Raw genomic sequence first — 26,557 nt, 5'->3', positions numbered from 1 at the left:
GTATAGGGGGATATCCCGGTACGCCGATTGGGAGAATAGTGTGCACCGCACGCCCGGGAATTATGTGCCCGCAGGGCAAGGAAGGGCGCGCGCCCGTAGGCGCGCGGCAAATCCCCGACCGAGCTATGCAGGAAGCCCCAGTGGGGCCAAAAGGGGGCGTTCGCCCTTAGGCCTGGATTTCTTCCATGATAAAGCACTCGATGATATCGTTTTCCTTGATATCGTTGTAGTTTTCGATGCTCATGCCGCATTCGTAGCCGGATGCGACCTCCTTGACGTCGTCCTTGAAGCGCTTGAGGGTATTGAGCACGCCCTCGTGGAAGACGATGCCGTCGCGCACGACGCGCACCTGCGCGCTGCGCTGGATCTTGCCGTCCTGCACGTAGCAGCCCGCGACCGCGCCCGCGCCGGTGATCTTGAACACCTGGCGCACTTCCGCGTGGCCGAGGACGGATTCCTTGAACTTCGGCTCGAGCATGCCCTTCATGGCCTGCTCCATCTCCTCGATGCAGTCGTAGATGATGCGGTACATGCGCATGTCGACGCCGTGCATGCCGGCCTGCTCGGCCGCCGCGCGGTCGGGACGGACGTTGAAGCCGACGATGATCGCGCCGGAGGCGTCCGCCAGCATGACGTCGGTCTCGTTGATCGCGCCGACGCCGCCGTGGATGACGCGCACGCGCACCTCGTCGTTCGAGAGCTTCTCGAGGCTGGTCTTGACCGCCTCGACCGAGCCCTGTACGTCGGCCTTGACGATGATGCCAAGCTCCTTCATTTCGCCCTGCTGGATGGAATCGAAGAGGTTGTCGAGCGTGACCTTGTGGAAGGACTTGTTGCGCTCTTCCTTTTCCTTTTCCTTACGCTGCTCTACGAGCTGGCGCGCCATCTTCTCGTCGTCTACGGCGTAGAAGATATCGCCCGCGCCCGGCACCTCGGCCAGGCCGATGATCTCGACCGGGACGGACGGACCCGCGTCCTCGAGCTTGATGCCGTCGTCGTTCGTCATGGCGCGCACGCGGCCGACCGCGGTGCCCGCGATGATGACGTCGCCAGCGTGCAGGGTGCCGTTCTGGATGAGCACGGTTGCGACCGGGCCGCGGCCCTTGTCGAGCTTGGCTTCGATGACGGTGCCCTTTGCCTGGCGCTTCGGGTTGGCCTTGAGATCCTGCACCTCGGCGGTCAGCAGCACCATTTCGAGCAGGTTGTCGAGGCCCTTGCCGTATTTCGCGGAAATCTGGCAGACGATCGTCTCGCCGCCCCATTCCTCGGGCACGAGGCCGTATTCGGTGAGCTGCTGCATGATGCGGTCGGGGTTCGCGCCTTCCTTGTCGATCTTGTTGACCGCGACGATGATCGGCACGCCGGCCGCCTTGGCGTGGTTGATCGCCTCGATGGTCTGCGGCATGATGCCGTCGTCCGCGGCGACGACCAGGATCGCGATATCCGTGACCTGCGCGCCGCGCGCACGCATGGAGGTAAACGCGGCGTGGCCCGGGGTGTCGAGGAAGGTGATCGGCTTGCCGTCGATCTGTACGCGGTATGCGCCGATGTGCTGCGTGATGCCGCCGGCCTCGCCCTCGGTGACCTTGGTCTTGCGGATCGCGTCGAGCAGGGAGGTCTTGCCGTGGTCGACGTGGCCCATGACGACGACGACCGGGTCGCGCGGCACAAGGTCTTCCGCCTTGTCCTCGGACTCGTCGAACAGGCGCTCCTCGATGGTGACGTGCACCTCGTGCTCGACCTTGGCGCCCATTTCCTCCGCGACGAGCGCCGCGGTGTCAAAGTCGATCGTTTCGGAGATCGAGGCCATGACGCCGAGCTTCATCAGCTCCTTGATGACATCGGATGCGGTGCGCTTCATGCGCTGCGCGAAATCGCCGACGTTGATCTCGTCGGGGATCATGACCTTGAGCTGTACCTTCTTGGCCGCGGCCATCTGCTGCTGGCGCTGCAGGCGGCGCATCTTTTCCTGCTCCTCCTGGCGGCGCTTGGAGCCGAAGGGCTTGGCGCGCAGGTCGGCCTTCTTGGTCAGCTTCTGCTTTTTGCCCGCGGCGCCCATGCGCTCGGCCTTTTCGGTGACCAGCGCGTCGACGTGGTCGTCGTACTTCGCGAGGTTGACGTCGCCGCTGCCGCGGGTGTCGATGCGGTGCACCTGCTTGACCTTGGTCGGCTGGGAGGCGTCGTCCCCATCGCCCTGCGCGGGCTTGCCGTCGGCGGCCTTTGCCTGCGGCGCGTCCTTCTTCGCCGGCGCGACGGCCTGCGGGGCGGCTGCGGGGCGGGCGGCCTGCTGCTTTTCGAGCACTTCCTCGATGTTCGCCACCGGGTTGTGCGCGGTCAGGTACTCAAAGATAAAATCCAGCTCGTCGGGTTCGAGCACCTGCATATGGTTCTTCGGGGTTTTGCCGAAAAGCGTCAGGATATCGCTGATCTCCTTCGTGCTCTTGCCAAAATCCTTTGCTACTTCATGGACACGGTACTTATTATCAATTGCCATGCGGTATGTTCCACCTTTCTGTTCGTGGTATCTTGCATCGGGCGCAAAGGCCCGGCCGTTTATTTTTTATCGCGCTTGCCGAAGCGGCGCTCGTAATCGTCCTCTTCGATGTCGATGTAGGTGACGGGGCCGCCACCGCCCGTGCGGTGCTTTTTGGGCTTGGCGCGGCGCTCCTGGATGCGCGTGTTCTTCTTGCCGAGCAGGGCAGCGGCCGCGGCGTTGTCCTCAGACAGGGGCGCCAGCTTTTTGGCCGCCGAGGCCGCAAAGCCGATGTCGCCCGTCGCGCACACCGCACAGGAGGCGCGGCCGAGCGCGCCGCCGAGTTCGGCGCGGGTTTCGGACAGGGTGAGCAGCGGGACGCCGGCTTCCTGCGTCTTGCGGGCGATCTTCTTCACAATGCCCGCGCCCGCGTCCGAGGCAAGGAAGACGGCGCGCGCCTTGCCCGCGCCGAGCAGGTCGTGTACGGGGTCGTCCCCGACGGCCAGGCGCGAGGCGCGCAGGGCGAGCCCAAGCAGGCCGCATACGCTGTCATTCGCCATTTTCGCCCTCCTCCATCTGCGCGGTAAGCGCATCGTAAATTTCATCCGGCACCGGCACGCCGAAGGCGCGTTCGAGCGCGCGGCTCTTCTGCGCCTTCCTGAGGCATTCCGCGCTGTGGCACACATACGCGCCGCGTCCCGGGGCTTTCCCCTTGAAATCCAGCGCAATCGCGCCCTCGGGGGAGCGCACCACGCGGATCAGCTCTTTTTTCGGGAACATCGTGCGGCAGCCGAGGCATTGCCGCATCGGGATCTTTCTTTTCTGCATTACGTCCCCCTTTGGTCAGATGTTCTTACAGGCCCAGGATATCGCCGGCCACCGCGTCCAGGTCCACCGCGGGCGCTGCCTGCGGCGCTTCGCCGTCCGCTTCCGCGGGCGCGGCGTCCGCCTGGGAGGCGGGTGCGATATCGATCTTGCAGCCGGTCAGTTTGGCGGCGAGGCGGGCGTTCTGCCCCTCTTTGCCGATGGCGAGGGAAAGCTGGTCGTCCGGCACGATGACGCGGCAGCTCTTGCCGTCCGCGCCGACATGGGCGGAAATGACGTCGGCCGGGGCAAGCGCGGCGGATACGAATTCCGCAGTGTCGTCCGACCATTTGATGATGTCGATCTTTTCGCCGCCCAGCTCGTCGACCACGTTGCCGACGCGCGCGCCGCGCGTGCCGACGCAAGCGCCGATCGGGTCGACGTTCGGGTCGTTCGACATGACGGCGATCTTGGTGCGGTTGCCGGCCTCGCGGGCGATCGAGCGTACCTCGACCACGCCGTCGTGGATTTCCGGTACCTCAAGCTCGAACAGGCGCTTGACTAGGCCGGGGTGCGTGCGGGAAATGAGCACCTGCGGGCCGCGCTGCCCCTTGCGCACCTCGATGACATAGACCTTGACGCGCTGGCCCTCGACGAGGGCTTCGCCGCGCACCTGCTCGGAGGCGGACAGCACGGCTTCGGTCTTCTCGCCTTGCGAGGTGATCTCCAGGATGACCGCGCCCGAGCGGGGGTCGATACGGGAGACCAGCGCCGTCAGGATCTCGTGTTCCTTGGAGGTGAACTCGGACAGCACCATGCCGCGCTCGGCCTCGCGGATGCCCTGGATGATGACCTGCTTTGCGGTCTGGGCGGCGATGCGGCCGAAGGACTTGGTCGGGATATCGATATCGATCACGTCGCCCAGCATGGCGTTCTTCTTGTATTCGCGCGCCTCGTCGAGGGACAGCTCCTCATACGGCTCGTAAACGTCCTCCACGACGGTCTTGCGCACAAACATGCGGATTTCCTTTTTTTCGCGGTCCGGGACCACATAGACGTTGTCGGTCATGCCGGCGTTGTCGCGCTTGTAGGCGGTGATCAGCGCCTGCCCGACGCGGTCGAGCATATAGTCGGCCGGGATGCCTTTTTCTTTTTCGAGCTGCTCGACGGCGGCAAAGAATTCTGCGTTCATTTTTTCAAACCACTCCTTGAATATATGTGAGACGATGTTTAATGATATATGGTAAGGCGCCGGGTGCGCTTAAAACCGCACGGCAAGCCGCACGTCCGCCAGGTCGCCCGGCTCGAACACGGTCTGCTTGCCGCCAATTTCGACGGTCACGCGCCCCCCGTCGTAGGCGACCAGCGTGCCCTCCGCGGACTTTGCGCCGTCCCAGGGCTTGTAAAAGCGCAGCTCGACGTCCGCGCCGAGGTAGGCCTCGAAATGCGAGGGCTTTTTCAGCTTGCGCGCCAGCCCGGCGGACGAGACGCACAGCGTATACGCGGGCAGCGCGTCGAACTCCTTCGCGTCGAGCAGCGGGTCGAGCGCGCGGGAGATGGTTTCGCAGTGGTCGAGGTCCACGCCGCCCTCGCGGTCGACCGTGACGGTCAGCATGTACTGCGCGCCTTCCTTTTCAAATTCCACGTCCCACAGCGTGCAGCCCGCCGCCTCGCACAGCGGCAGGGCCAGTTCGGCCACGCGCCGGACAACATCCTTAGCCTGCATAGTCCCTCCTAAAAACCCCTAAGCAACAAGAAAGAGTGGGTTGCCCCACTCTCCAAAAAGTTTATACATTACATTAATGTAATCAGTATAGCACTTCAAAATACCTTTGGCAAGGGGATTTTTCAAATTTTAGCGCATTTCGAAAATTTTCGGGCAAATAGGCGGCGCGGATGGCCGCCCGGGCGGTGGCGCTTCCCATTCTTATGATTTTCGCAAAAACAAAATGGGTAAAACGAATTATTTTGCTTGAAATGTGCAACAATATAGCATATTATAATCAATAGAGTTTAATGCACTGCAGAGGGGAAGGACGCATGTTTCATATCGTATTGGTCGAACCTGAGATCCCGCAGAATACCGGAAATATCGCGCGCACCTGCGCGGCCACCGGTTCGGTGCTCCACCTAGTGGAGCCGCTCGGCTTCTCGGTCGACGACAAACACCTCAAGCGCGCCGGCCTGGATTACTGGCACCTGCTGGACATCCGCATCTACCCGGACATGGACGCTTTTTGGGAGCAGAACGGCGGCGGGACCTATTATTACCTGAGCACCAAGGCGCCCCGCGCCTACACCGAGGCACGGTTCCGCGACGGGGACTACTTGGTCTTCGGCAAGGAAACGCGCGGCCTGCCCGAGCCGATGCTGTCCGCGCACCCGGAACGCTGCCTGCGCATCCCGATGCGGGAGGGCGCGCGCAGCCTGAACCTGTCGAACTCGGTCGCGGTGACCGTGTTTGAGGCGCTGCGGCAGACCGGGTTTGCCGGGCTGCAGGAAGCGGGCGCGTTCCCCGGCGGGCTGCCGCCCGCGCTGTGAGGCATATTTGAGGAGGGACCATGGAAAAGATACATATATTCACCGATTCCGCGGCCGATATCCCGCGCCCGCTTTGCGAACAGTACGGCATCGAGATCGTGCCGATCGCGATTACGCACAACGGGCGCACCTTCCAGGAATATTATGATATTACGCCGCAGGAGTACTGGAAGCTGCTCGAGGGAAGCGACGAGATCCCCACGACCGCGCAGACCACGCCGAGCCAGCTCATGGAGGTCTACCGCGCCGCGCGGGGGCGGGGCTGCACCCACGTGCTCGGCGTGATGATCAACGGCAAGGGTTCCGGCTGCTATCAGTCGGCCTGCATCGCGCGCGACCTGTTTTACGACGAGTATGGCCGGGGCATGGAGATCGAACTGGTCGATTCCGAAACCTATACCTATATATATGGCCATGTTGTGGTGAAGGCCGCGCGCATGCGCGCGGAAGGCGAGAGCTTCGAGGCGATCCGCGCGGTCGTGCACAGCCGGCTCAAGCGCTGCGAGGCCGTGCTGGGCGTGTACAGCCTCAAGCACCTGAAGAAGTCCGGGCGAATTTCGGGCGGCGCGGCCTTTGTGGGCGAGGCGCTCGGCCTGCGGCCGATCAGCCTGGTCTCCGCGGGCGCGGTGACCGTCATGGATAAGGTGCGCGGCGACAAGAACGTGATCCCGAAGATGGTGGCGCATGTGAAGAAAAACGCGGTCAGCCCCGCGCAGCAGACCGCCGGCCTGCTGTATGGCGACGTGCCGGAGGCGCGCATCGAGGAGCTGGAACGGCTGCTGCTCAGCGAGTGCGGGTTTGCCGCGGTCGAGCGCTGGCCGATCGGCGTTTCGGTCATCACAAACACCGGCCCGCTGGCGCTGGCGGCCTACTATTACGGCGCGTCGCGGGACGGCGTTTGACCGCCCGCGGGGCTACTGGGACGGCCGTTCCGGCGCGTTTCTATAAAAATATCTTCCGGAAAGCCGGCGTTTGTGCAACTTTTTTCCGAAATTCTATTGAAAGATGGCGGAAAACCAAGTATAATTTTGATTTGGAATTGGAAATCTGGAAGTAGGGTGCGGCTGGCCGCCACATTGCACAAACAGATACCACAATTGCACCATAATCCGCTAAAAATTTATCCTACTAAAGGAGATTTGCGATATGAAGTACAATAAGAAAAGTGTGGAAGACATCGACGTAGGTTGCAAGAAAGTAATCGTGCGCTGTGACTTCAACGTCCCGCAGGATGAAAACGGCAACATCACGGACGACAAGCGCATCGTCGCCGCGCTGGATACCATCAAGTACCTGCTCGGCCGCCGCGCAGCGGTCATCCTGTGCTCCCACCTCGGCCGCCCGAAGGGCGAGTTCAAGATGAAGTATTCCCTGGAGCCGGTCGCCAAGCGCCTGACCGAGCTGCTCGGCGTCAACGTCAAGATGGCGGACGACGTCATCGGCGAGAGCGCGAAGAAGCTGGCCGCCGGGCTGGAGCCGGGCGAATGCATGCTGCTCCAGAACGTCCGCTTCCACAAGGAAGAGGAAAAGAACGACCCCGCCTTCGCCAAGGAACTGGCTTCCATGGCTGAGATTTTCGTAAACGACGCTTTCGGCACCGCGCACCGCGCGCACGCCTCGACGGCCGGCATCGCGGACTACCTGCCCGCCGTCTGCGGCTTCCTGATCCAGAAGGAGATCTCCATCATGGGCAAGGCGCTCGACGACCCGAAGCGCCCCTTCGTCGCCATCCTGGGCGGCGCCAAGGTTTCCGACAAGATCGGCGTCATCAACAACCTGATCGAAAAGTGCGACACCATCATCATCGGCGGCGGCATGGCCTATACCTTCATGAAGGCGCAGGGCAAGAAGATCGGCACCTCGCTGTGCGAGGAGGATAAGCTTGATCTCGCCAACGAGCTGGTCAAGAAGGCCGCGGACAAGGGCGTAAAGCTCCTGCTGCCGGTCGACACGGTATGCGCCGACCGCTTTGCGGCGGACGCGGAGCCTGTCACCTTCACCGCGGGCGAGATCCCGGACAACATGATGGGCCTCGACATCGGCGCGAAGACGGTGGAGCTGTTCTCCGACGCGGTCAAGGGCGCGGGCACGGTCATCTGGAACGGCCCCATGGGCGTGTTCGAGTTCGACGCGTTCGCGGTCGGCACCAAGGCGGTCGCCAAGGCCATCGCGGAATCCGGCGCGGTATCCATCATCGGCGGCGGCGACAGCGCGGCCGCGGTCGAGAAGCTGGGCTACGCCGACAAGATGACCCATATCTCCACCGGCGGCGGCGCGTCCCTTGAGTTCCTGGAAGGCCTGGAGCTGCCCGGCATCGCCTGCCTGCAGGACAAGTAAAACCGTTTGTAAAATCGATTATATGGGGCGCCCAGCGCCCCTATAAAATAAAAAATACCAAAGTTCGACGAAGCTACATAATTCGTCTACCTAGGAAAGGGGTACAACCAATGAACCGCAGATATCGCAAGACTATCATCGCTGGCAACTGGAAGATGAACAAGACGCCGTCCGAGGCCAAGGCCCTCATCGAGGAGATGAAGCCGCTGCTCTCCAAGACCAAGTGGTGCGAAATGGTGCTGTGCGTACCGTTTACCGACATCCAGACCGCCGTCAAGGCTGCCAAGGGCTCCAAGATCGCGATCGGCGCGGAGAACATGCACTTTGAGAAGTCCGGCGCTTTCACCGGCGAAATCTCCGCCGACATGCTCAAGGAGCTGGGCGTCAAGTATGTCATCATCGGCCACTCCGAGCGCCGCCAGTACTTCAACGAGACCGACGAGACCTGCAACAAGAAGGTCCTGGTTGCGATTGAAAACGGCCTGCGCCCGATCCTGTGCGTCGGCGAGTCCCTGGACGAGCGCGAGCAGGACGTAACGATGGAAGTCATCCGCAAGCAGATCAAGATCGGGCTGAAGGGCGTTGCGGTAGAGGACATCAAGAAGGTTGTCATCGCTTACGAGCCGATCTGGGCGATCGGCACCGGCAAGACCGCGACCAGCGAGCAGGCGAACGAGGTTTGCTCCGCGATCCGCGACTGCCTGCGCGAGCTGTACGGCGCGCGCGCTGCCCGTGCGATCACCATCCAGTACGGCGGTTCCATGAACGCTAAGAACGCGGCCGAGCTGCTCGCGCAGCCGGACGTCGACGGCGGCCTGATCGGTGGCGCGTCCCTGAAGGCGCCGGACTTTGCGGCGATCGTCGAGGCGGCAAACCAGTAATTCTTTGGACTGATTCCCCCGCAGCGGGAACCGGCCCGTCAAGCCCGCGCCACGGCGCGGGGTACAACCGGCAGGAAGGGGGACGCAAGGCAAGCTTTTGTGTCCCCCTTTTTTGCCGGCTCTGAAGAGAAGGAGAATCCTAAAGTATGAAAAAACCTCTCGCACTGATTATCATGGACGGTTTCGGCGAGCGCCGCGCCCGCAAGGGCAACGCCATCGCGACCGCCAAAACCCCGCGCCTGGATAAGATATTCAAGGAGAACCCGTTCACCCTGCTCGGCGCGTCCGGCCTGGACGTCGGCCTGCCGGATGGGCAGATGGGCAACTCCGAGGTCGGCCACACCAACATCGGCGCGGGCCGCATCGTCTACCAGGAACTGACCCGTATCTCCAAGTCCATCAAGGACGGCGACTTTTTCGAAAATGAGGCGCTGCTCGCCGCGGTCCGCAACTGCCAGACCGACGCGCAGCCCACGCTGCACATTTTCGGCCTGCTGTCCGACGGCGGCGTGCATTCGCACATCGAGCACATTTTCGGCCTGCTCGACCTGGCGAAGGCAAACGGCCTGTGGAAGGTCTGCGTGCACTGCTTCATGGACGGCCGCGACACCCCGCCGGAATCCGGCCTCGGCTATATCAAGCAGCTCCAGGCCAAGCTCGACGAGATCGGGATCGGCTGCATTGCGACGATCGAGGGGCGCTACTTCGCGATGGACCGCGACAAGCGCTGGGACCGCGTCGAAAAGGCGTACAACGCGATTGTCCGCGGCGACGCGCCGGTCGACCCCGACCCGGTGCACGCGATGCAGGCCTCCTATGGCAAGGGCGTTACGGACGAATTTATCGAGCCGGTGATCGTCACCGAGGGTGGCAATGTACGCCCGGGCGACAGCGTCATCTTCGCAAACTTCCGCCCCGACCGCGCCCGCGAGATCACCCGCGCGATCGTCGACCCGGCGTTTGACGGCTTTGACGTGAAGCCGGTCGGCGTGCACTATGTCTGCATGACGCAGTACGACGAGACCATGCCCGGGGTCGATGTGGCGTTCAAGCCGACCTCCCTCAAGAACACCTTCGGCGAGGTGCTCGCGGAGCAGGGGCTGACGCAGCTGCGCATTGCGGAAACCGAAAAATACGCCCACGTCACCTTCTTCTTTAACGGCGGCGTGGAAACCGAGTATAAAAACGAGGACCGCGCGCTGATCAAGTCGCCGTCCGTCGCGACCTATGACCTGCAGCCGGAGATGAGCGCGCCCGAAGTCACCGAAGAGGTGCTGGCGCGCATCGCGTCCGATAAGTACGACGTGATCATCCTGAACTTCGCGAACTGTGATATGGTCGGCCACACCGGCGTGTTCTCCGCGGCGGTCAAGGCCGTCGAGACGGTCGATGCCTGCGTCGGCAAGGTCGTGGACGCAATCGCGGCAAAGGGCGGCGTGTCGCTCATCACCGCAGACCACGGCAACGCGGACCAGATGCTCGAGCCCGACGGCAAGACGCCGTTTACCGCGCATTCCACCAACCCGGTGCCGTTTACCATCGTCGGCCACCCGTGCAAGCTGCATAAGGGCCGCCTGGCGGATATCGCGCCGACCATGCTGGAGCTGCTCGGCATCCCGCAGCCGGCGGAGATGGACGGCGAATCCCTGATCGTCCACTAAGGGGCGGTTGCCCGTTTAATTTGACGCAAAAACTTTATATTATAAAAGAGGAGCTGTTTCACATGAAGGGTTACATTGAAATCGTTGACGTAGTAGGCCGCGAGATCCTGGACTCCCGTGGCAATCCGACCGTTGAGGTCGAGGTTTATGTCGAGGGCGACACCGGCGCATACATGGGCCGCGCTGCCGTACCGTCCGGCGCTTCCACCGGTATTTTCGAGGCTTGCGAGCTGCGCGACGGCGACAAGGAGCGTTATCTCGGCAAGGGCGTCCTGAAGGCGGTCGACGCGGTCAACGGCGAGATCGCGGAAGAGATCATCGGCATGAACGTGCTCGACCAGCAGGCGATCGACAAGACCATGATCGAGCTGGACGGCACCCCGAACAAGACCAAGCTGGGCGCGAACGCGATCCTGGGCGTCTCCCTGGCCTGCGCCAAGGCGGCTGCGGAAGCCCTGGGCATGCCGCTCTACAACTATATCGGCGGCTGCAACGCCAAGGTCCTGCCGGTGCCGATGATGAACATCCTCAACGGCGGCGCGCACGCGACCAACAACGTCGAGATCCAGGAATTCATGATCATGCCGGTCGGCGCGCCTTCCTTCCGTGAAGCGCTGCGCATGTGCGCCGAGGTATTCCACAAGCTGAAGGGCACCCTCAAGGAAAACGGCACCCCGGCCGCCGGCGTCGGCGACGAGGGCGGCTACGCGCCGAACCTGAAGAAGGATGAGGACGCGCTCAAGGTTATCGTGCAGGCGATCGAGGACGCTGGCTACAAGCCGGGCGACGACTTCATGATCGCGATCGACGCGGCTTCCTCCGAGTGGTGGAACGACGAGGAGAAGTGCTATATCCAGCCGAAGTCCGGCAAGAAGATGACCCAGCAGCAGCTCGTCAAGATGTGGAAGGGCTTCGCGGAGAAGTACCCGATCATCTCCCTCGAGGACGGCATGGCTGAGGAAGACTGGGAAGGCTGGGAGATGCTGACCAAGGCGCTGGGCGACAAGATCCAGCTCGTCGGCGACGACCTGTTCGTAACCAATACCACCCGCCTGAAGAAGGGCATCGACCTGGGCGTTGCGAACTCCATCCTGATCAAGGTCAACCAGATCGGCTCCCTGACCGAGACCCTGGACGCGATCCAGATGGCGAACCGCGCGGGCTACACCGCGGTCGTTTCCCACCGTTCCGGCGAGACCGACGACACCACGATCGCCGACCTGGCGGTTGCGCTCAACGCTGGCCAGATCAAGACTGGTGCGCCGAGCCGTACCGACCGTGTCGCGAAGTACAACCAGCTGCTCCGCATTGAAGAGGAGCTGGGCGATGTCGCGCAGTACCTCGGCCGCGACGCTTGGTTCAACCTCAAGTAATTTGCGCATACAAAACCGCCTCCCTTTTGGGGAGGCGGTTTTTTTAGCGGTTTTGCAATTTGTGCTGTATGGGTTTCACGGCGAGCAGCAGCAGGTACAGTACCGAAACGCTGATCGCAAGGCCGGCCGGTGGTAAATCCCCCATTGGTACACGCCCACAAGCACGTGGGCAAGCAGGAACAGGGCGTTTACCGCCTGCGCGCGCACGCTGTAGCGCTCCGTCGCGCTTCCATAGACGATGGCGAAGAAGATGCAGGGCATCAGGGTGGCAAAGGCCAGGCCGTACGCGGCAACCGGGAAAATGTCATAGGTGCGCCGCATCAGGCCGTCGGCATAGAGGCGGATGGGGGCGTGGGCAAAGGCGGCCGCAAGGCCGAGCAGCTTGCAAAAGAACAAGGGTTTTAAAATTTTCATAGCACACCAAAGCGGGCGGGGATGGAGGCGGGATACCACCTATTTTAACAGTAAGAATATACCATAGGGTGCCCTTCGCGTCAAGGCAAAACTGGATAAATAGCATAATATTGGATAATCCGGGATACGGCGTCGGTTTTTGGCGCAGCCGGGAGGACGGGCCATCCTGCCGGATGTATAGGGAAACAAAGGCCCGCCCCGCGCCATCCTGCGCGGGGCGGGCCTTTCATCCTTTACTGGATGCGTTCGCCTTGCATATTCTCCAAAAACTGCTTGCGGTAGCGGATGGGCGACTGCCCGACGGTTTTGGTGAAGATAGTGCTGAAATAATTCGTGTTGTCGTAGCCGACCATCGTGGCGATCTGGGTGGCGCTGTAGTCGCTGTTGATCAGCAGGCTCTGCGCCTCGCCGATGCGGCGGCGGATGACATACTGGATCGGCGAATAGCCCATGATCTCCTTAAAGGTGTGGGCGGCATAGTACGGGCTGATGCGCAGCGCCTTGGCAATCGTGCCGAGGGTGATATACTCGGTATAATGGGCGTCGATATAGTCCTTGATGCGGTTGGCAAGCGTATAATCCGCCTTGCCCGCCGTGTGTTCCGGGTGCACGGGGAGCTGGAGCGTCAGCACCAGCATGGCCGACATCAGCAGGCGGCAAAGCTCCGCGGCGAGCGGCTTGTCCTCGGCAAGTTCGCGGTAAATCATCGTGGCCAGGTTATTAAAGGTATCGTACCGGCTGCCGGTCTGCCGCACAAAGGGCGTATCCGGCGCGGCGACGTGGTTTTCCGGCAGGCCGACCAGGTGCAGGTCGGTCAGGCCGAAGCTGTAGGTGCTGATTGCCGTGCCCGAGGGCGTGCTGACCTCGTGCAGGTCGCCCGCGTTGTACAGCAGCAGGTCGCCCGTTGCGATCTCATAGGTCTTGTTGCCCACCATATACTGGCCGCTCCCGCCGTAAACCAGCAGGACTTCTGCAATATTGTTATGCCCGTGCATTGGACGGGTCATGTTGGTCGTCTTTTCTTCCTGCCGTGTCGCATACAGGAGCTGGGGCAGGCGTCCCCCCTCGAAACAGGAGACGATCTCCTCGTGTCCAACCATTCCACCAATCCTTTCCCTTCACGCGCGATAAACGGCGGTAGAACCCTTTTTTATAAGTATATCAGAACAAAAACTGGTGTCAATCCCCCCCTGTATGCAAAGGGCGCCGGATAGGGGGTGCATTTTGGGGATAGGCGCGGGGAAAATCTTGCGTGCACGCGCACATGCAAAAAAACAAATTGTTGTGCATATTTAGGAGACGCGAGGAAAGGGGGAAAATACCGTAAACTATAATAAATTGTCCTGAAAAGGCAAGATTACAATTCGGTAAAAAAGGAAACTATACAATTTTGACATCTTAAAAGAAATCGAAGAAATCGCAAGATAGTGGATAAAACAAAAAAGCAAAATTATTTTTGTGCAATATTCATGCTTTTATGCACAATCAAATGACAATAAAGTAAAGGGCATTTGTTAGAAATGCTTCTATAATTAATGCATCGGGCAGGAAAGCAGCTTTCCTGCAACATTCCGGACAGAGGAGAGATTTGAATGAAAAAGAAGTTATTAGCATTAGGACTGGCGGGCATGATGATGCTCGGCGCCCTGGCTGGCTGCGGTGGCGGCGGCGACACGAAGGAGCCCGCGGCGGACACTGGCGCCGACACTGCGCAGACCGATAACGGCGGGGATGCCGGCAAGTCTGCAAGCGACACCATCAAGGTCGTTATGTCCATGCCGATCCGTGACGAGTTCTGGACCTCCATGGAGAAGAAGGCCGTTGCGAAGGCGGAAGAGCTTAACGTAGACCTGACCGTTTACGAGTCCCAGTACGACTTCACCCAGCAGCTTTCCCACGTTTCCACCGCAGCGGTAGACGGCGCTGACGCTGTCATCGTAGGCCTGGTAAACAACGACTCTGCACAGGAGATCATCAATGCGGCGGGCGACATGAAGGTCGTCTTCGTAAACCGCCAGCCCGACCTGTCCGTCCTGCAGGACAACAAGGTCGTCTATGTCGGCACCGACGAGACCCTGTACGGCAACGACCAGGGCAAGTTCCTGGCGGACTATTTCAAGGCAAAGAACAAGACCGATATCAACGCTGTCATCCTGATGGGCGAGCTCGGCCTGGATAACGTTATTAAGCGTACCCAGTCCGTTAAGGATTCCCTGGCTGAGAACGGCATCAACGTAACGATCGCTTACGAAGATACCGCCAACTGGGACCGCGCTAAGGCGATGGACAAGTTCACCCAGTTCATGGGCACCGGCAAGCCGTTTGACGCGGTTATCTGCAACAACGACGAGATGGCGCTGGGCTGCGTAGAGGCGATGAACGCTTCCGGCAAGCCGATCGACTTCCCGATCGTCGGCATCGACGGCACCGTCGGCGGTTGCCAGGCGGTTAAGGACGGCACCATGGCTTGCACCGTACTGCAGGATCAGGGCGCGCAGGGCGAAGGCGTTATCCTTTGCGCATCCGGCCTGGTTCGCGGCGAACCGATCGACAACCTGGTAGACAACTACTACAACATCCCGCCCGCACTGATCACCCCGGAGAATGTTGACCAGTTCATGAGCTAAACAAACCTGATTACAGGGTTCTTCCATAGGTTCCTACAAGGCGCCCCCAATAGGGGGCGCCTTCCTTTTTGCCCGGTGCGCAAAATTGGTAGGCGCCGGGCGGCCGGCTTGCCGGTGACAAATGAGGGCTTTGGGATATTGCGCGCAAACAAGGGCTATAAAAGGGTTACAATTTAAAAACATTGTTATTTTGCGCATTTCAGGATAAAACTCCAAAACGCAAGAATCTACATAGATAAAATTTTGACCCCCAATTTTTGTGCAGGATTCCGCCTTTTGCACGTCAGGAAAGTGCAACATCTTAAAGGGCGGATCGCGAAAAAGAAACTATAATGGGATTACGGCAGGGGGACAAGCCCCCTGGAAAATGAGAAAAGAGGAGAAAAAAATGAAGAAGAGATTACTTGCACTCGGACTCGCAGGCATGATGATGCTGGGCGCACTGGCAGGCTGCGGCGGTGGCGGCGACGCTTCCAAGCCGGCGGACTCCGGCAGCACGGCACAGACGGATAACGGCGGCGATACCGCTTCTTCCGACAAGCAGCTCAAGATCGGCCTGTCCATGGCGGTCCGCGACCAGTTCCTGACCTCGATGGAGCTTGCGGCCAAGGCCAAGGCAGAGGAGATCGGCAACATCCAGTTTGAAGCGGTCGACGCGAACAACGATATGTCGCTCCAGATTTCCCACGTACAGACCTGGGCGGCCGACGGTTATGACGCCGCGATCGTCTGCCTCGTCAACAACGACTCCGCACAGGAGATCATCAACGCTGCGAACGGCATGAACGTGGTCTTCGTAAACCGCCAGCCTGACCTGTCCCTGCTGAAGGACAATGTCGTATACGTCGGCACCGACGAATCGCTGTACGGCAAGGCGCAGGGCGAATACCTCACCGAGTACTTCAAGAAGGAAGGCAAGACCGAGATCAACGCGGTGCTGTTCCAGGGCGTGCTTGGCCTGGACAACGTTATCAAGCGCACCCAGTCCGTCAAGGACGCGCTCGAGGCGGGCGGCATCAAGGTCAACTATGTTTATGAAGATACGGCAGAGTGGGACCGTGCGAAGGCAATGGACAAGTTCGTCCAGTTCATGGGCTCCGGCAAGCCGTTTGACGTCGTCATCAGCAACAACGACGAAATGGCGCTGGGCGTGATCGAAGCGATGAAGACCTCCGGCGAAAAGAAGGTCCTGTGCCCGGTCGTCGGCATCGACGCGACGGACGTTGGCTGCCAGGCGGTCAAGGACGGCGACATGCTGTGCACCGTATTCCAGGATCCGGCGGCACAGGGCGGCGGCACGATCGAGTGCGCGGTCGGCCTGGCAACCGGCAAGCCGATCGAGAACCTGAAGGATAACTATTACAACATTATCCCGCAGCTCGTTACGATCGACAACGTGGACGATTTCCTGAAGTAAGAAAATCCTGACCTCTATAAAACCCTGCGGGGGGCGGCGCTTGCTACAAGCGCCGCCCCTTTGCAGCTTCACCGCAAGATCCCGGAGGGGATTAGGGGAATCTGTATAGGAAGCCCGGCTTCCTGCCGCGATAATTGTGAAAATAAAACAAGATTTGAGTGGACAAACCGCACGGTGGTTCTTATAATAAGCGTAGGATAACGTAACGGGTTACAATGGACGGAATATAGGAGGTAACAAGATATGGGCATCAAAATCTGCGGCGCGCCGTGCTGCTGGGGCGTGGACGACATCACGAACCCGAACCTGCCGACCTGGCAGCGCGTCATGCGCGAGGCGCACGAGGCGGGCTACCGCGCCATCGAGCTCGGGCCGAACGGCTGGATCCCGACCGACGATATTGCGGCGGTTTCCGAGGAACTGAATAAAAACCAGCTTTCCATCGTCGCGGGCACGATCTTCGACGACGTGCTGAGCGAGGAGAACTATCCCAAGCTGCTGGAGCAGGTGGACGGCATCTGCTCGCTGATTACCCAGCTCCCGCCGCTGCCCATGGAGCCTGGCCAGCGCTGGCCGACGCCGTATATGACGGTCATGGACTGGGGGCACGACGAGCGCGATTACGCCGCCGGCCATCCCGACCGTGCGCCCCGCCTGGATGAAAAGGGCTGGGATCAGCTCATTTCCCATTTCAAGGGGCTGTGCGAGCGCGCGAAGAGCTACGGCGTGCGCCCGGTGCTCCATCCGCACTGCGGCGGCTACATCGAGTTTGGCGACGAGATCGACCGCCTGGCCGAGGAGATCCCGAACGACCTCGCGGGCTTCGTACTCGATACCGGCCACCTGCAGTATGCCGGCCTCGACCCGGTCGAGTGGCTGCGCAAGTATAAGGACCGCCTGGATTACGTCCACTTCAAGGACATCGACCAGAAGGTATTCGACGAGGTCATGGGCGAGCATATCCGCTTCTTCCAGGGCTGCGCAAAGGGCTCGATGTGCCCGATCGGCAAGGGCATGATCGATTACCGCGCGGTATCCGACGTCCTGAAGGAGATCGGCTACAACGGCTACATCACGATCGAGCAGGAATGCGACCCGCGCAACGTCGAAAACAGCCTGACAAATGTCAAGGCAAGCGTCGATTACCTCAAGGGCATCGGCTACGATATCTAACATAAAACATCGGCAGCGCCCCGCCTTTTTTAGGCGGGGCGCTGTTTTGCGTGCGCCTGCCGTTGGTGAAAATGCATAAAGCTGGGCGGCGTAAAATAGGGGGAACGGAGAAAATGCGGGAGCCCCACGCCAAAGCGATTGACGGCATGCCCCCGCGTTGCTATATTGGAAACAGGCCGGTCGCCGGCCGAAGAAGAGCGTATATGGGGAAATTCAAAAGCGGGCATATCACGCCCGGAAGGAGAATGGACATGAAGCTGTGTTTCGTTACGGACGGCCTGAGCAAGATGCCGTTTGAGGAAATGCTGGATCACGCCGCCGCGGTCGGCTTCGAATCGCTGGAGGTGCCGTGCGGCAACTGGTCGGCCGCGCCCCACCTGGATTTGGACGGCATGCTGGCGAGCGCGGGCAAGCGCCGCGCGTTTATGGACGCGCTGTCCGCCCGCGGCCTAGCGCTGGAGGCGCTCAACTGCTCGGGCAACCAGCTCGCCCCGAACGAGGAGGGGAAGGCGCACCAGGCGGTCGTGGAAAAGACCTTCCAGCTCGCCGAATTGCTCGGCGTGGAGAAAATCGTCATGATGTCCGGCTGCCCGGGTGGCGCGCCCGGCGACACCACGCCGAACTGGGTTACGACGAGCTGGCCGCCGATCACCACCAAAATATTGGAATGGCAGTGGAACGAGGTCGCCATCCCGTACTGGTCGAAAACGGCCGAGCAGGCCAAGGCGCACGGCATCAAGCGGATCGCGCTGGAAAACCACGGCGCGCAGCTCGTATATAACCCGGAAACGCTGATCCGCCTGCGCGACGGCGTGGGCAGCGACGTGATCGGCCTGAACTTCGACCCCAGCCACCTGATGTGGATGGGCGGCGACCCGATCCTGGCGCTCTATAAGCTGGGCGCGGGGCGTATTTACCATATCCACGCCAAGGACGTGCGCATCGAGCGCCGGTTCCACGGCGAGGACGGCGCGCTCGACACCAAGACGATCGACAAGTTCGCCGAGCGCACCTGGAACTACGTCGCCCTGGGGCACGGGCACGACGTACGCTGGTGGAAGGAGTTCTTCTCCGTGCTCAGCATGCTGGGCTACGATGGGGCGGTCAGCATGGAGATGGAAGACCTGACCATGACGCAGCTCACGGCGGTCAAGAAATCCATGGCCGTGCTCAAGGAGGCCATCCCGCGCGACTTCGATCAATAAATAGGCAGTATAAAAGGGCGGGGCCTGGCGGCCCCGCCCTTTTTGCGCCCATATGCCGTTATTCGGCGCCGCCCTGCGCTTGGCTGCGGAAGTCCCGCACGCGCATGCCGGTGGCTTTTTTGAAGGTCTTGGAGAAGTAGACCGGGTCGGGGATGCCGACCGCGGCCGCGATCTCGTAGGTGCGCATATCGGTGGAGGCGATCAGCTCCTTGGCCTTTTCGATCCGCACGTTCTGGATGAAGGTCGTCAGGCTGACCTCCTTCTTGGACTTGAACAGGCGGCTCAGGTAGCCGGGGCTGATGTGGTAGCGCGCGGCGATCTTTTCGAGCGAGAGCTCCTCCTGGTAGCTGCGGCGGATATAGCTCTCCACCCGGTCGATCATGCTGCGGGAACTGTCGCTGCGCGCGGCCAGGTTGCGGATCGTCAGGTCGACGATCGCGGTCAGGTCGTGCTGCAATTCGTCCGCGTGCTTGCACTGCAGCATATTCTTGTAGGCTTCATGCTTGGAGGAGAATGCGTCGCCCCCGACGCAGTTATAGTCCCACAGCAGGCGGATGCACAGGTCGGCGACCAGGATGCCGACGCCGCGCACCTCCTCAAAGGGGATTTTGTGGGCGGGGTAGTAGGCCGTCATCTCGCGCAGGATGCCGTGCGCGGCCTCGGGCTGCATGCGCTCGATCGCGTCGGAAAGCTGGTCGAGGTAGGTGCGCAGGCCGCCGATCGTATCCGAGGACAGGCGCGGCATGCGGGTGTACTCGACGATCGAGGCGTTGTCCTTGTCGTAGGCCGCGTAATTCGCCGCGCCGACCGATTCGGTCATGGCTTGGTGCAGCAGGGAAGGGTCGGCGTGTACCGCGCTGATGCCGATGGTGCAGAAATACTCGGTCAGGTTGTCGATCGTCTTGCTCAGGTCGGCGCAGACGGCGCGCACCTCGGCAAGGGTGTGCGGCGTGACCTCGCCGAAGTCCTGCAGGATGTGGAAGCTGCGCGTGCCGGTGAAGACGCAATAATAGCCGCTGTCCTCGAAAAGCAGGTCGATATAGCCTGTGATCGTACGCTCCGCCTCCTGGAAGGAGGCGGAGGCCTGCTCGTGCGCGCCGTACAGCAGTAGCGTGACCATGACGAAATTGTGCAGCGTCAGCCCGACCGCCTCGAGCGCCTCGGCGGTGCCCTCCCCATAGGAGGAGCCGTCCGCCAGGTTTTCGATCAGCATGGTCTGCTTGAGCTTGAGGTTTTGCTCGGACTGCCGCTTGATCAGCGCGCGCATGTCGCCGGCCGCGTTCTCGGTCTCGATCTGGTAGATCGCCTTGGTGAGCGCCTGCTGGATGCGCCCGGGCGAGGTCGGCTTGAGGATCAGGTCCACCACGTCGAATTTGATGGCGTTGTAGACATTGTTAAAATCATAGATGCCGGTGAACAGGATTGCCTTGATCTCAGGATACTGGAAGCTGAGCTGTTCCACCAGTTCCAGGCCGGACATCTTTTCCATATTGATATCGCTGATGACGATATCCGGCTTGTTCTGCCGCACGAGCTCCATGGCCTGTTCCCCGTTTTCGGCCGCGCCGATCAGTTCGCAGCCCCAGGCCGCCCAGTCCATGCAGCTGACAAGCCCTTTCCGTATGAAGTTCTCGTCATCCACAATCAGTACCTTGTACAAAACGGTACCCCCCTTCTCTCCTACGTAGTGCACGCTCCGTGGCCGCCGGGCGGCCTTTCCCTCCGTTTACGTCCCTTTTTCATCGAGCGGGAGGGTGACGGTCACCGCCGTGCCCTTCCCGGGGACGCTCTCGATTTTGATCCCGTATTGCGGGCCGCACAGCATGTGGATGCGGTCCTGGATGTTGTGCAGCGCGATGTGGCTGCGCTTGGGGTCGGGCGGCAGCGCGGTGGCGCGCTCGAAATACCCCTCCGCGTCAAAGCCCGTGCCGTTGTCCTTCACCGTGCACAGGATATCGTCCAGGTCGTCCCAGATGCGGATTTCGATCACGCCCTCGCGCGCCAGCCCCTGGAAGCCGTGCACAATGCAGTTTTCGACAATGGGCTGCAGCGACAGCTTCGGGATATAGCACGAGGACAGCAGATCCTCGTCTGCCTCGATCGAGTAAGTAAAGCGGCCGGCGTGCCGGATCTGCTCGAGCGCGAGGTAGTCGCGGATGTACTGCACCTCCTGCCCGATCGTGATCCTTTCCTCGTTGTTGAGCAGGATGTTGTTGCGCAGCAGGCCGCCGAGATGGTTGACCATGTCGCTGACGTCCTGGTTCTGGTCCTTTGCGGCCTGCCAGCCGATGATATCCAGCATGTTGAACAGGAAATGCGGGTTGATCTGCGATTGCAGGAGCTGGATCTCGTTGTCCTTCATCTTAAGCTGGTTTTTCATGATCACGGACTGCATATCCTTGACCTGCTCGCCGCGCGCGGCAAGCGCGTCCTTCGCCGCGCCGATCTCGCGGTACCCGGGGTCGAAGGCCGGCGGTGTTTCCACATGGTCGCGCGTGGTGATGCAGTATTGCTCGAGCGCCTTGAGGGGCGCGGCCATGTGCTGGGACAGCAGCAGGATGCAGGTCAACGCGGCCGCCGCGGTGGCAAGCACGGCGCCCAGGAAGTACCACATCGTCCGCCCGAGGCCGTCCGTGATCGAGCCGTTCGGGATGATGATGGACAGGAAAAGGTGCTCCTTATATAAGGTATCCTGATAGATCGTGTAGCCTGGCGCCTCTTTGACGATGCCTGTGCCGGTGACCAGTTCCGGCGGGAGCGAACGGGTCAGGTTGGTGCCGATATACTGCGCGTCGCTGGAAAAGAAGACCGTGCCGTCCGTGCCGTAGACCAGGTACTGCGCGCCCGGGTAGGCGCTCAGGTCGACCTGGTAGTCGAACGGGAAGCCGAACTGCTCGTTGGCCAGGTAGGTGGGCACCGATTCGATCTCGATGACCATATGGCCGAGCTCGCGGCCGTCGTAGATGTCGGTAAAGTCGTTAATGTAATAGATGTAGCCGTTCGGCGTCTGTGGCAGGACGTAAAGCCCGCCCTCCGGGATTTCGCGCGTATTGTTGAGCAGCACGGTGCCGCAGCGGGTGAGCGCGAGGTCGGTCGTGGTCTGCTGCAGGCCGTAAAAGGCCAGCCGCCGGTTGGAATACAGCGTGATCGCGCTGATCGCCCGGTTGGAAAACAGGTTGCGGTACGAGATCGGCGTGCCCACCGTGAGGTAAAGGTCGCGCGGCGTGAGCGAAGAAGCCGTCGAGGCGGCGTACTTCTTAAGCTCCTGGCGAAGCGGCTCGCTGTCCTGCAGCAGGGTCGTGGCCTGGCTGACGTGGCCCAGGTGCTCCCCGATGCGGGACATGTTGAGCTGCATCACGTGCGCGCATTCCTCATACCGCTGCCCCAGCATCTCCCGGTAGGGGAGCGCGACGGCCAGCGCTGTAACCAGCAGCATCGGCAGGAAGGCGCACAGGAGCAGGCGGGCGGGAAGCACCCGGGAAAGGGGGCGCGTTTCAGGTTTCATAGGCGTTGGCCTCCCTGTGAGTCGTATAAATTGTCCAGATACGCCTTGTCAAAAAACGCACTGTTTGTCTATCATTATATTTTTAATGCCTTGGGAATGCAATGCTTTTCCGGAAAAAAAGCAAGTACGGGGCAGGCCGGGGGAACGGCATTGTAATATTTGTACCTGATATTGTAATTTCCAACACTTGGCGGGCGGCGTCCGCGGGCGGGACAGCATATTTTTCCATCCGGATGGGCGGTGGTTGTTTAAAACATACAAGAAGGGCGGATAAATACAAGCGCGGATTCGACATTTCGCTAAAAAACCGGAAATTGCAATTGGCCATGGCCGTAATTACCGCAATAAGTGGATGGGAATTCACATTAACAAAATACGAAAGTTCCCGTATAATAAGGACATCAACAAGGGAGCAAGCTCCCGGGGTAGAAGCCGCCGGCGCTTCCGGCGGGCAATTGAAGGAGGAAGAACATGAAAAAGGCGAAGAGATGGATTGGCATTCTTTTGGTACTGGCAATGGCATTTACGCTGGGCGCCTGCGGTGGCGGCGGAAGCGATGCGGGCACAACGCCCCCGGCGGACTCCGGCTCGGGCACGGCGGCGGATAGCGGCGACAGCGGCGCGAAGGATGTTTCGTCCCTCAAGATCGGCGTCGTCATGAAGTCGTTCGACGAGTTCCAGCAGCAGGTTATCGACGGCGCTAAGCAGGGCGCGAAGGACGCGGGCATCCCGGAAGCGAACGTCACCGCGGTAGCCCCGAACAACGAAAGCGAGATTATGGCGCAGGTACAGTCCGTTGAAGATCTGATCGCCAAGAACGTCGACATCCTCCTGATCGCGGCGAACCAGGCGGACACGCTCATGAACGCGCTGAACACCGCGGCGGAAAAGGGCATCAAGGTCGTCATGGTAGACACCGACGCCCCGGACTTCAAGGATAAGGTTACATACATCGGCACCGATAACTACGAGGCGGCCTATGAGGGCGCCAAGGAATTCGGCACCCGCCTGGGCGGCGGCAAGAACGTCGTCATCCTGCGCGGCAAGCTCGGCGACCCGAACCACGAGAAGCGCACCGAAGGCCTGGTAGCTGGCCTGGAAGAGACCGGCAACACCGTCCTCGAGACCCAGGACGCGAACTGCGAGTCCGATAAGGCGGCAAACGCAATGGAAGCCTTCATCACCAAGTACCCGAACCAGATCGATGCGGTCATGGTAACGAGCGACTCCATGGCAGTCGGCGCGGCGCAGGCGATCAAGGGCGCTGGCCTCGGCGGCAAGATCAAGGTTTGCGGCTTTGACGGTTTCCAGGCGGCGATCGACCTGGTAGCGACCGGCGAAATCGAAATGATCATCGCGCAGAAGCCGTTTGAAATCGGCCGCCAGGGCGTAGAGTGCGCACTGGGCGCGCTGGACGGCAAGACCTACGACCCGTACATCAACACCGGCATCGCCATCATCGACGGCGACAACTACAAGGATTATCAGGATTAACATTTGGCCTTAAAAACGGGGACTTCCCATCGCCCGGCGCCGGGGGGTCCCCCTTTTTAACCCTTTTTTAAGCAGCATGGGGTAATTTTATGGAGGAAAATGGAGTAAAGGAGGATTGCGCGTTGGGTGAAGTAGCAGTTGAACTCCGGAATATCCGGAAGGTTTTCCCCGGCGTCGTCGCGCTGGACGATATGTCGATACAGCTCCGCAGGGGCGAAGTGCACGGCCTGATCGGTGAAAACGGCGCGGGTAAATCCACGCTGATCAAAACCCTGACCGGCGTCAACATACCCGAGGAAGGCGAGATCTTTGTCGACGGCAAGAAGGTACAGTTCCATAAACCTTCCGACGCCAGGGCAATGGGTATCTCCTGCGTTTACCAGGAGCTTAACATCGTCAAAGAGCTGTCCATCACGGACAATATGTTTATCGGCAACTATGTCAAGGGCAAGGGCGGCCTGCTGGACTACAAATACATGAACCGGAAGGCCCGTGAAATCATGGCGTCCATGGAGCAGGACGTCGAACCCACCGAGCTGTGCGGCAACCAGGGCATGGGCCAGCAGCAGATGGTCGAGATCGGCAAGTCGATCCTGATGGACGCGCAGGTCATCATCCTGGACGAACCGACGTCCAGCTTAGGTGAAAAGGAAGCGGCGGAGCTGTTCCGCACGGTCAACATCCTGAAGGATAAGGGCATCGCGATCCTGTTCGTATCGCACAAGCTGGAGGAAATCTTCGAGCTTTGCGACGTCGTCACGGTCATGCGCGACGGCAAGCACATCATTACGAAGCCGTCCGCCGAAATGACGAAGGACGAACTGATCGCGCATATGGTCGGCCGCTCGCTGACCAACCTGTTCCCCAAAATTGAAACCCATCCCGGCGCGGTCGCCCTCGAGACCCGTGGGCTGACCCGTGTGGGCGAATACTATAATATTGATTTCCAGGCGCGCCGCGGCGAAATCCTGGGCTTCTCCGGCCTGGTAGGCGCGGGGCGCACCGAGCTGGTGCGCGGCATCTTTGCAGCCGACCTGCCCGACAAGGGGCAGATCTTCATCGACGGCAAGGAAGCGCACATCCGCACGCCGCGGCAGGCGATCGAGCACAAGATCGCGCTGCTGACCGAGGACCGCAAGCTCCAAGGCCTGGTGCTCGAGGAGTCGGTCGAAAAGAACCTGACGCTCGTCAATATCGACACCCTCAAGAAGGGCTTCCTGGTCGATATGGGGCGCATCCGCAAGCAGGCGGACGACGCGGTCAAGAAGCTGCAGATCCGCACGCCGTCGGTCGACAAGGCGGTCGGCGAGCTGTCCGGCGGCAACCAGCAGAAGGTCGTCATCGGCAAGTGGATGAACACGGACGCGGAAATCTACATCTTCGACGAGCCGACGCGCGGCATCGACGTCGGCGCAAAGATCGAAGTCTACAACGTAATGAATGAATTGGTGCGGCAGGACAAGTGCGTCATCATGATTTCGTCCGAACTGCCCGAGATCCTCGGCATGTGCGACCGCGTGATCGTCATGCGTGAGGGTGAGAAGATGGCGGAAATTGATCGCAGCAGCGTGCATTTCAATCAGGAAGATATCATGAAGGCTGCATGGGGAGGTAAATTAGATGAGCAGTAAAATGAAAGGCAAGAAACTGCCGGCCTTTGCCGGCCCGCTCATGGCGGTCATCCTTTTGTCGGTGATACTGACAATTGTATCGGCACAGTTTTTAACCATGGACAACTGGATGAACATCCTGCGCCAGACCGCGATTAACGCGCTGGTCTCGTGCGGCATGCTGATGGTCCTGCTGACCGGCGGCATCGACCTTTCGGTCGGCCCGGTCGTAGCGCTTTCCTCGTGCGCAATGGGCATACTCGTACAGCGCGGCGTGACCAACCCGCTGCTGCTGATCGTCGTGGCGCTGTTTGTCGGCTTCCTGTGCGGCGGCTTCAACGGCCTGCTGTTCACCAAGCTGAAGCTCCCGCACCCCTTCGTTTCCACGATGGGCGCGCGCCAGATTTACCGCGGCCTCGCGCTGTTCATCACGGGCGCGGCCCCGATCGCGGGCTTCCCGGCGGCCGTCATGTTCCTGGGTTACCAGAACATCGGCTCCATCAAGTTCCCGGTCTGCTTCCTGGCGGTCATCGTCATCTTCGCCATCATGGGTATATTCCTCAACCGCACCGCCCTTGGGCGTAAAATCTACTCGGTCGGCGGCAACAAGGAAGCTGCGCGCCTGTCCGGTATCAATGTCTCCAGCACCCTGAACTTTGCTTACATCATGTCCGGCATCATGAGCGCCATCGCAGGCATCGTGCTGGTCGGCCGCGTCGGCACGGCGCTGCCGCTGGCAGGCGAGACCTACGACATGGACGCCATCGCAGCCTGCGTCATCGGCGGCGCATCCTTTAGCGGCGGCAAGGGCACCGTCAGCGGCACCCTGATGGGCGCGCTGCTGATCGCGGTCATCCGCAACGGCCTGAACCTGCTGGGCGCGCAGACCGACATCCAGTACATCGTCATCGGCGCGGTCATCATCGCAGCGGTCTTCGTGGACGTCGTCCGCGGCAACGCCGAGGCGCGCTCCCGCCGCCTGGCCATGGCCAAGAAGGCGGCCGAGTAACCACGATCCCCAACCAATCTCTCTTCTTTTCAC

Annotated in this window: 22 protein-coding genes; 13 read left to right on the top strand and 9 right to left on the bottom strand. The window is 60.7% G+C overall.

From position 1 onward, the window contains the following. Positions 1-166: 166 nt before the first annotated feature. The 5 genes from infB to CZ203_RS05640 all read right to left on the bottom strand — a co-directional run bounded on the left by infB (position 167) and on the right by CZ203_RS05640 (position 5,003). The gene (gene infB / locus CZ203_RS05660) at positions 167-2,494 is read right to left on the bottom strand and encodes a translation initiation factor IF-2 (RefSeq protein ID WP_087065184.1); all 2,328 of its coding nucleotides are present in this window, start codon (positions 2,492-2,494) and stop codon (positions 167-169) included. 59 nt (positions 2,495-2,553) lie between these two features. Next, the gene (locus tag CZ203_RS05655) at positions 2,554-3,033 is read right to left on the bottom strand and encodes a L7Ae/L30e/S12e/Gadd45 family ribosomal protein (protein ID WP_159456385.1); all 480 of its coding nucleotides are present in this window, start codon (positions 3,031-3,033) and stop codon (positions 2,554-2,556) included. Beyond that, positions 3,023-3,301, bottom strand: coding sequence for an RNase P modulator RnpM (rnpM, locus tag CZ203_RS05650; protein ID WP_087065182.1), 279 nt, complete (start codon positions 3,299-3,301; stop codon positions 3,023-3,025). The genes CZ203_RS05655 and rnpM overlap by 11 nt, the downstream gene beginning before the upstream one ends. 25 nt (positions 3,302-3,326) lie before the next feature. Continuing rightward, the gene (nusA, locus tag CZ203_RS05645) at positions 3,327-4,469 is read right to left on the bottom strand and encodes a transcription termination factor NusA (RefSeq protein WP_087065181.1); all 1,143 of its coding nucleotides are present in this window, start codon (positions 4,467-4,469) and stop codon (positions 3,327-3,329) included. Positions 4,470-4,538: 69 nt separating this feature from the next. After that, positions 4,539-5,003, bottom strand: a complete 465-nt coding sequence (locus tag CZ203_RS05640; RefSeq protein ID WP_087065180.1) for a ribosome maturation factor RimP — start codon at positions 5,001-5,003, stop codon at positions 4,539-4,541. Positions 5,004-5,317: 314 nt separating this feature from the next. On the opposite strand from CZ203_RS05640, the gene CZ203_RS05635 reads away from it, so the two are divergent. The 6 genes from CZ203_RS05635 to eno all read left to right on the top strand — a co-directional run bounded on the left by CZ203_RS05635 (position 5,318) and on the right by eno (position 12,070). Beyond that, positions 5,318-5,818, top strand: a complete 501-nt coding sequence (locus tag CZ203_RS05635; RefSeq protein ID WP_087065179.1) for a tRNA (cytidine(34)-2'-O)-methyltransferase — start codon at positions 5,318-5,320, stop codon at positions 5,816-5,818. 20 nt (positions 5,819-5,838) lie between these two features. Then, positions 5,839-6,720, top strand: a complete 882-nt coding sequence (locus CZ203_RS05630) for a DegV family protein (RefSeq protein ID WP_087065178.1) — start codon at positions 5,839-5,841, stop codon at positions 6,718-6,720. A 244-nt stretch (positions 6,721-6,964) separates the two neighbouring features. Beyond that, positions 6,965-8,155, top strand: coding sequence for a phosphoglycerate kinase (locus CZ203_RS05625; RefSeq protein ID WP_087065177.1), 1,191 nt, complete (start codon positions 6,965-6,967; stop codon positions 8,153-8,155). A gap of 110 nt (positions 8,156-8,265) precedes the next feature. Further along, positions 8,266-9,036, top strand: coding sequence for a triose-phosphate isomerase (tpiA, locus tag CZ203_RS05620; RefSeq protein ID WP_087065176.1), 771 nt, complete (start codon positions 8,266-8,268; stop codon positions 9,034-9,036). A 146-nt stretch (positions 9,037-9,182) separates the two neighbouring features. Then, positions 9,183-10,697: a 2,3-bisphosphoglycerate-independent phosphoglycerate mutase gene (gene gpmI / locus CZ203_RS05615; protein ID WP_087065175.1), complete on the top strand. Its 1,515-nt coding sequence runs from the start codon at positions 9,183-9,185 to the stop codon at positions 10,695-10,697. Between the two features lie 62 nt (positions 10,698-10,759). Continuing rightward, on the top strand, positions 10,760-12,070 hold the full coding sequence (eno, locus tag CZ203_RS05610; RefSeq protein WP_087065174.1) for a phosphopyruvate hydratase: 1,311 nt from the start codon (positions 10,760-10,762) through the stop codon (positions 12,068-12,070). A gap of 75 nt (positions 12,071-12,145) precedes the next feature. Here the strand turns inward: eno and CZ203_RS05605 are convergent, their stop codons facing one another. Beyond that, positions 12,146-12,484, bottom strand: a complete 339-nt coding sequence (locus tag CZ203_RS05605) for a hypothetical protein (protein WP_143436143.1) — start codon at positions 12,482-12,484, stop codon at positions 12,146-12,148. Positions 12,485-12,717: 233 nt separating this feature from the next. After that, complete coding sequence (locus CZ203_RS05600; RefSeq protein ID WP_087065172.1) at positions 12,718-13,584, bottom strand: helix-turn-helix domain-containing protein; 867 nt, start codon at positions 13,582-13,584, stop codon at positions 12,718-12,720. Positions 13,585-14,076: 492 nt separating this feature from the next. Between CZ203_RS05600 and CZ203_RS05595 the strand changes: the two genes are divergently transcribed. The 4 genes from CZ203_RS05595 (at position 14,077) to CZ203_RS05580 (ending at position 18,906) form a co-directional block, all read left to right on the top strand. Beyond that, positions 14,077-15,111, top strand: a complete 1,035-nt coding sequence (locus CZ203_RS05595) for a sugar ABC transporter substrate-binding protein (protein WP_087065171.1) — start codon at positions 14,077-14,079, stop codon at positions 15,109-15,111. A 388-nt stretch (positions 15,112-15,499) separates the two neighbouring features. Then, on the top strand, positions 15,500-16,528 hold the full coding sequence (locus tag CZ203_RS05590; RefSeq protein WP_159456384.1) for a substrate-binding domain-containing protein: 1,029 nt from the start codon (positions 15,500-15,502) through the stop codon (positions 16,526-16,528). A 243-nt stretch (positions 16,529-16,771) separates the two neighbouring features. Further along, positions 16,772-17,701: a sugar phosphate isomerase/epimerase family protein gene (locus tag CZ203_RS05585; RefSeq protein WP_087065169.1), complete on the top strand. Its 930-nt coding sequence runs from the start codon at positions 16,772-16,774 to the stop codon at positions 17,699-17,701. A 251-nt stretch (positions 17,702-17,952) separates the two neighbouring features. Beyond that, positions 17,953-18,906, top strand: a complete 954-nt coding sequence (locus tag CZ203_RS05580; protein ID WP_087065168.1) for a sugar phosphate isomerase/epimerase family protein — start codon at positions 17,953-17,955, stop codon at positions 18,904-18,906. 58 nt (positions 18,907-18,964) lie between these two features. Here the strand turns inward: CZ203_RS05580 and CZ203_RS05575 are convergent, their stop codons facing one another. Both CZ203_RS05575 and CZ203_RS05570 read right to left on the bottom strand, forming a co-directional pair. Beyond that, positions 18,965-20,566 carry a response regulator transcription factor gene (locus tag CZ203_RS05575; RefSeq protein ID WP_159456383.1) on the bottom strand — a complete coding sequence of 534 codons (1,602 nt, stop codon included), beginning with the start codon at positions 20,564-20,566 and terminating at the stop codon, positions 18,965-18,967. A gap of 66 nt (positions 20,567-20,632) precedes the next feature. Beyond that, on the bottom strand, positions 20,633-22,411 hold the full coding sequence (locus CZ203_RS05570) for a sensor histidine kinase (protein ID WP_087065166.1): 1,779 nt from the start codon (positions 22,409-22,411) through the stop codon (positions 20,633-20,635). 471 nt (positions 22,412-22,882) lie between these two features. Here CZ203_RS05570 and CZ203_RS05565 point away from each other — a divergent pair, with 471 nt between their 5' ends. The 3 genes from CZ203_RS05565 to CZ203_RS05555 all read left to right on the top strand — a co-directional run bounded on the left by CZ203_RS05565 (position 22,883) and on the right by CZ203_RS05555 (position 26,524). Next, on the top strand, positions 22,883-23,905 hold the full coding sequence (locus CZ203_RS05565; protein WP_087065165.1) for a sugar ABC transporter substrate-binding protein: 1,023 nt from the start codon (positions 22,883-22,885) through the stop codon (positions 23,903-23,905). Between the two features lie 122 nt (positions 23,906-24,027). Beyond that, a complete protein-coding gene (locus CZ203_RS05560) occupies positions 24,028-25,536 on the top strand; it encodes a sugar ABC transporter ATP-binding protein (RefSeq protein WP_087065164.1) in 1,509 nt (502 codons plus the stop codon). Next, positions 25,526-26,524, top strand: a complete 999-nt coding sequence (locus tag CZ203_RS05555) for an ABC transporter permease (protein WP_227104968.1) — start codon at positions 25,526-25,528, stop codon at positions 26,522-26,524. The genes CZ203_RS05560 and CZ203_RS05555 overlap by 11 nt, the downstream gene beginning before the upstream one ends. The last annotated feature ends 33 nt before the right edge of the window (positions 26,525-26,557 follow it).

This window comes from Intestinibacillus massiliensis (assembly GCF_900155735.1).
Classification (GTDB): Bacteria; Bacillota; Clostridia; order Oscillospirales; family Butyricicoccaceae; genus Intestinibacillus; species Intestinibacillus massiliensis.
This window is presented reverse-complemented; position numbering and strand designations above follow the sequence as displayed.

Bases quoted from the DNA above. Each gene is read 5' to 3' on its own strand.
- CZ203_RS05580 (WP_087065168.1), top strand. From the start codon at position 17,953: ATGAAGCTGTGTTTCGTTACGGACGGCCTGAGCAAGATGCCGTTTGAG.
- tpiA (WP_087065176.1), top strand. From the start codon at position 8,266: ATGAACCGCAGATATCGCAAGACTATCATCGCTGGCAACTGGAAGATG.
- CZ203_RS05605 (WP_143436143.1), bottom strand. From the start codon at position 12,484: ATGAAAATTTTAAAACCCTTGTTCTTTTGCAAGCTGCTCGGCCTTGCG.
- CZ203_RS05565 (WP_087065165.1), top strand. From the start codon at position 22,883: ATGAAAAAGGCGAAGAGATGGATTGGCATTCTTTTGGTACTGGCAATG.
- CZ203_RS05600 (WP_087065172.1), bottom strand. From the start codon at position 13,584: ATGGTTGGACACGAGGAGATCGTCTCCTGTTTCGAGGGGGGACGCCTG.
- CZ203_RS05640 (WP_087065180.1), bottom strand. From the start codon at position 5,003: ATGCAGGCTAAGGATGTTGTCCGGCGCGTGGCCGAACTGGCCCTGCCG.
- infB (WP_087065184.1), bottom strand. From the start codon at position 2,494: ATGGCAATTGATAATAAGTACCGTGTCCATGAAGTAGCAAAGGATTTT.
- rnpM (WP_087065182.1), bottom strand. From the start codon at position 3,301: ATGCAGAAAAGAAAGATCCCGATGCGGCAATGCCTCGGCTGCCGCACG.
- CZ203_RS05655 (WP_159456385.1), bottom strand. From the start codon at position 3,033: ATGGCGAATGACAGCGTATGCGGCCTGCTTGGGCTCGCCCTGCGCGCC.
- eno (WP_087065174.1), top strand. From the start codon at position 10,760: ATGAAGGGTTACATTGAAATCGTTGACGTAGTAGGCCGCGAGATCCTG.
- CZ203_RS05635 (WP_087065179.1), top strand. From the start codon at position 5,318: ATGTTTCATATCGTATTGGTCGAACCTGAGATCCCGCAGAATACCGGA.
- gpmI (WP_087065175.1), top strand. From the start codon at position 9,183: ATGAAAAAACCTCTCGCACTGATTATCATGGACGGTTTCGGCGAGCGC.
- CZ203_RS05590 (WP_159456384.1), top strand. From the start codon at position 15,500: ATGAAGAAGAGATTACTTGCACTCGGACTCGCAGGCATGATGATGCTG.
- CZ203_RS05630 (WP_087065178.1), top strand. From the start codon at position 5,839: ATGGAAAAGATACATATATTCACCGATTCCGCGGCCGATATCCCGCGC.
- CZ203_RS05570 (WP_087065166.1), bottom strand. From the start codon at position 22,411: ATGAAACCTGAAACGCGCCCCCTTTCCCGGGTGCTTCCCGCCCGCCTG.
- CZ203_RS05585 (WP_087065169.1), top strand. From the start codon at position 16,772: ATGGGCATCAAAATCTGCGGCGCGCCGTGCTGCTGGGGCGTGGACGAC.
- CZ203_RS05595 (WP_087065171.1), top strand. From the start codon at position 14,077: ATGAAAAAGAAGTTATTAGCATTAGGACTGGCGGGCATGATGATGCTC.
- CZ203_RS05555 (WP_227104968.1), top strand. From the start codon at position 25,526: ATGAGCAGTAAAATGAAAGGCAAGAAACTGCCGGCCTTTGCCGGCCCG.
- nusA (WP_087065181.1), bottom strand. From the start codon at position 4,469: ATGAACGCAGAATTCTTTGCCGCCGTCGAGCAGCTCGAAAAAGAAAAA.
- CZ203_RS05625 (WP_087065177.1), top strand. From the start codon at position 6,965: ATGAAGTACAATAAGAAAAGTGTGGAAGACATCGACGTAGGTTGCAAG.